This window comes from Sandarakinorhabdus sp. (assembly GCF_031422795.1).
In the GTDB taxonomy this organism is placed as follows: Bacteria; Pseudomonadota; Alphaproteobacteria; order Sphingomonadales; family Sphingomonadaceae; genus Sandarakinorhabdus.
The window spans coordinates 1-3,712 of the sequence record NZ_JANPML010000248.1 but is presented as its reverse complement, the minus strand read 5'-3'; the positions used below and the strand labels follow the sequence as shown (position 1 = coordinate 3,712).

Annotated in this window: 4 protein-coding genes, 1 tRNA gene and 2 rRNA genes; 5 read left to right on the top strand and 2 right to left on the bottom strand. The window is 62.9% G+C overall.

What is annotated here, in order from left to right; genetic code table 11:
* The 3 genes from RMO81_RS09105 to RMO81_RS09095 all read left to right on the top strand — a co-directional run.
* Window positions 1-229, top strand: a 23S ribosomal RNA gene (locus tag RMO81_RS09105); the annotation flags it as partial.
* An 82-nt stretch (window positions 230-311) separates the two neighbouring features.
* Window positions 312-426, top strand: a 5S ribosomal RNA gene (gene rrf, locus RMO81_RS09100).
* Window positions 427-553: 127 nt separating this feature from the next.
* Window positions 554-630: transfer RNA gene (locus tag RMO81_RS09095), tRNA-Met, on the top strand.
* 58 nt (window positions 631-688) lie between these two features.
* On the opposite strand, the gene RMO81_RS09090 is transcribed toward RMO81_RS09095, so the two are convergent.
* Both RMO81_RS09090 and RMO81_RS09085 read right to left on the bottom strand, forming a co-directional pair.
* The gene (locus tag RMO81_RS09090) at window positions 689-2,218 is read right to left on the bottom strand and encodes a hypothetical protein (RefSeq protein WP_310475515.1); all 1,530 of its coding nucleotides are present in this window, start codon (window positions 2,216-2,218) and stop codon (window positions 689-691) included.
* A gap of 12 nt (window positions 2,219-2,230) precedes the next feature.
* On the bottom strand, window positions 2,231-2,551 hold the full coding sequence (locus RMO81_RS09085; RefSeq protein WP_310475514.1) for a hypothetical protein: 321 nt from the start codon (window positions 2,549-2,551) through the stop codon (window positions 2,231-2,233).
* Between the two features lie 106 nt (window positions 2,552-2,657).
* On the opposite strand from RMO81_RS09085, the gene RMO81_RS09080 reads away from it, so the two are divergent.
* Window positions 2,658-2,990: a TIGR04076 family protein gene (locus RMO81_RS09080; protein ID WP_310475513.1), complete on the top strand. Its 333-nt coding sequence runs from the start codon at window positions 2,658-2,660 to the stop codon at window positions 2,988-2,990.
* On the top strand, window positions 2,987-3,712 hold a 726-nt coding region (locus RMO81_RS09075; protein WP_310475512.1), incomplete at its 3' end, for an aldo/keto reductase. The genes RMO81_RS09080 and RMO81_RS09075, both read left to right, overlap by 4 nt.

The following is a 3,712-nucleotide window of genomic DNA, read 5'->3' as shown; positions in this document are numbered from 1 at the left end:
AGTACGAGAGGACCGGGATGAACATACCTCTGGTGCACCTGTCGTCACGCCAGTGGCGCAGCAGGGTAGCTATGTATGGACGGGATAACCGCTGAAAGCATCTAAGCGGGAAGCCTCCCTCAAGATAAGATCTCATCGAGTCGTGGAAGACCACCACGTTGATAGGCCGGGTGTGTAAGTGCAGTAATGCATTCAGCTAACCGGTCCTAATTACTCTGGTCACGCCTGAAGACTCCACCATCAACGACATCACTGTTAGCACTTCGTGCACGACATCGTTCAAAACCCCCTCCTGTTTGCCGGCTTCATGGCTTGGTGGTCATAGCGCCTGTGACCCACCCGATCCCATCTCGAACTCGGCCGTGAAACCAGGCAGCGCCAATGGTACTTTCGCTTAAGCGATGGAAGAGTAGGTCGCCGCCAGGCCTTGCAGCCGGCAGTCAGTAGGTAGAAATCCATTCACAAGTCTTTGATTCAGCCCAGGGCGTCCGCAAGGGCGCCTTGTGTTGTCTCTGGTGCAGCTGGCGTTGGTTGGCTGTCACAAATGGATTGTCGCGGGGTGGAGCAGCCCGGTAGCTCGTCAGGCTCATAACCTGAAGGCCGCAGGTTCAAATCCTGCCCCCGCAACCAACTTGAAAACCCCCGTCGGTATCCCTGCGGGGGTTTTCCGTTGCGCGCTGTTGGCACCTCAGAAGTTGCGATTGCTCAAGCCCAGGCGGTCGAGCCAATCGCTGCCGAACACATATTCGCCTTCTCGATCCAGCAGATCGGTGCGCGCCGCCAGCCAGCGCTCCAGATCGTCCCCATAGGCATCGCGCACGCTGCTGGCCGTGGCCTGGTTCAACTTGCCCCAATGTTCGGCGTGGGGGATGCCGGCGCTGCGCAAATCGGTGACGGCCTGGGCCATCACCAGCCTCGTGGCGCTGCTGTCGAGGCCGTCGATGTCGGTGATCACGCTTTGTGGCCAGCGGATGAAGGCAAGATGGCCCGGTGATTTGCGAGCGTAACGGCAGGCAAAGGCCACAGGCGCCTTGCCGACCTTCGTCAACGCCGCCTGAAAAATCGCCCGCACATCGTGCACTCGGTCGACTGGTGCCGCCACCGACGCTCCCGCCGTGCCGGCCCGCGGCGTAGTGAAGTTAAAACTCTGTCCCCAACTGCCGACGCGGCCGTTGATGGGGCTCAGTTGATCGGCCAGCACCGCCTTGGTGATGACCGGCGTCAGCCCCGGCGCAGAATCGAGCAAATTGGCCACCACCGTCGCCAGATTATAGCCTGGGCTGCGCTTGGGCTGGATGCTGTAATCCAGATTGTGGCCATCGTCCCAGTCACAGCGATAGCCGCAGGTGACATAGGCAAAGCCCTTGTCGATCTGATCGTTGATCACCGACTGGAAGAAATAGGGCCGCCGGCCCGCCGCGCCCGGCAGATTGGCGGCCGCAAAGTCCACGTCGGCCAGGCTGCTCATCGCGCGCAGCAGCGCCGGCCCAGCCGGCAAGCGCTTACGGTGATTTTCCAGCAGGAAGCGCGGCACACTTTCGATCAGCACGGCATGCACCACGCCCAGCGCCCCCAACGAAACCAACGCGGCGGCAAACAGCCGGTCATCGCGCAGCACCGTGGCACCCAGCTCGGCGGCCAGCCGGCCATCGGTGACGGGGCGGCTCGCCGGCTCGATCCACAGATTGCGATCTGGGCTCGGGATCAGCTGGATGGCGCGCACCTGGCTCTGGATGGCGCCATGATCGATCGCGGAACCATGGGTGCAACAGCTCATCGCGCCCACGAAGGTCTGTCCATTCGAAGCGCCCGTGGTGGCCAGCGATCGCCCGCGCGGCTCCAGCCACATGTTGAGTTCAGCCACGGAAATCCCGGTCTGGCACAGCACCAGCCCATCGTGATCGCCGCTGAAGGCCGGGTCGACGTGGGTTTTCGGCAGCGCAAACAGTTGGTTGGCATAGCCAGTTGCCAGCGGCCAGCCACCCGGCACCGACGGCGCCGCCGAGAATGACCATGTCGCACCATGCGCGCGCAGCCGCCGCCGCTCGGTGAAAGCCTTGCCGATCAAGTCCTGCACCGCCTTGGCGCTGGCCCGCATGTCGGCCAAGCTGGCCGTGACGGCGCGGTGCAGTTCGTACCGACCGGCAATCGGCACATCCCGTTCGGTGAAATGCCAATTGTGCCAAGTGCGATCGTCAAATTTCAGGATGCGGGCCATGCGGCGCCCCCCTTATTGCGGAATCTCGCCTTCGCCCGTCGGCAGTTTGCCGCAGCGATAACGGATGTGGGACGGTTGCCAGAAGCCCAGAGTGAGAACGGTGGCCAGTGATTGCATCAGCGAGGTTCGCACCTGCACATCGCTGATGCTGTTGGTGCCAACACAGGCTGCGGCCTTTTTCGGATGCTCGATGGCACCCCAGGCGATGGCGTTGCTGTTGACGGGATGCAGATTCTGATCGCCGCGATTGGGTACCGGCACGGTCAGGCTGTGATAGGCGCAGCCTTGCAAGGCGCAGCAGAGCATCAGGGTCGAAAACAGGCGCAACATCATCTTCCCCCAAGCCAAATTCGGCTGACCCTTCAGCGATGATGACATGAAGCCGAAGCGCTGGCCAGCAGGCTGGTTATGCCCGTCCATCTGTTGCACAAGGACCGGCATGGACGACGAATTTGCCCTCTATGATCTCAAGGTCGAAGTGATCGCCCCGCCCGGCGCGACGCTGTGGTGCAACGCCAAGCCAGGGGACTGGTTCGAGCTGCGCGGTGAACTGCTGTTCCTGCCGCCGGGCCAAGGCTTTTCGATCTACAGCCTTGCGGCCGTGCTGCCGCTGCTCGCCGCCAAGCAGCGCGTCACTCACCCCAATGACTGGATGGACAGCGACGCCGAAATCGCCTGCCCCGATCCCAACTGCCCGTCGCAGCTGCGCATCACCCGCCTGGGCAAGCGCACATTCCGCCGCGCTGACAGTACGGCAACGGTGAAGCCATGAGCGTGGAACGCGCCACCCTGGCCCCCGGCCACGAGATTTCACGGCTGATCCGCGGCGGTTGGCAGTTGGCCGGCGATCATGGCCCGGTCGATCGCGACAGTCTCAACGACGGTTTCCTCGCCTTCTTCGATGCCGGCATCACGGCGCTGGATTGTGCTGACATCTACACCGGCGTCGAAGAAATGATCGGCGATTTCCGTCGCCATCTGGTCAACGCGCGCGGCGCCGAAGCCCTGACCCGGCTGAAGGTGCACACCAAGTTTGTTCCCGATCTCGGTTCCCTGGGCCGGCTGACGCTCGTTGATGTCGAAACCATCATTGACCGTTCGCGCGCCCGGCTTGGGATGGATCGGCTCGATCTGGTGCAGTTTCACTGGTGGGATTATGCCACCCCCGGCGCCATCGACGCCGCCTTGCACCTGAAGGCGCTGCAGCAAGCCGGCAAGATTGCCCATGTCGCCGGCACCAATTTCGATGCCGCCCATGTCGCCGAATTCGCCGCTACCGGCGTGCCGCTAGCCAGCATTCAGGTGCAATATTCCCTGCTCGATCGCCGCCCGGCCGGAGCCTTCACAGTCACTGCGGCCGCCAGCGACACCGGCCTCATCTGCTACGGCGCCCTCGCCGGCGGCTTCCTCTCCGCCCGCTGGCTTGGGGCTCAGGATCCCGCCGAAAGCCTCACCAACCGCAGCCTGATCAAATATCGCCTGATCATCGATGAA

Coding starts and splice junctions, on each gene's coding strand:
- RMO81_RS09090 (WP_310475515.1), bottom strand. CDS start 2,218: ATGGCCCGCATCCTGAAATTTGACGATCGCACTTGGCACAATTGGCAT.
- RMO81_RS09085 (WP_310475514.1), bottom strand. CDS start 2,551: ATGATGTTGCGCCTGTTTTCGACCCTGATGCTCTGCTGCGCCTTGCAA.
- RMO81_RS09080 (WP_310475513.1), top strand. CDS start 2,658: ATGGACGACGAATTTGCCCTCTATGATCTCAAGGTCGAAGTGATCGCC.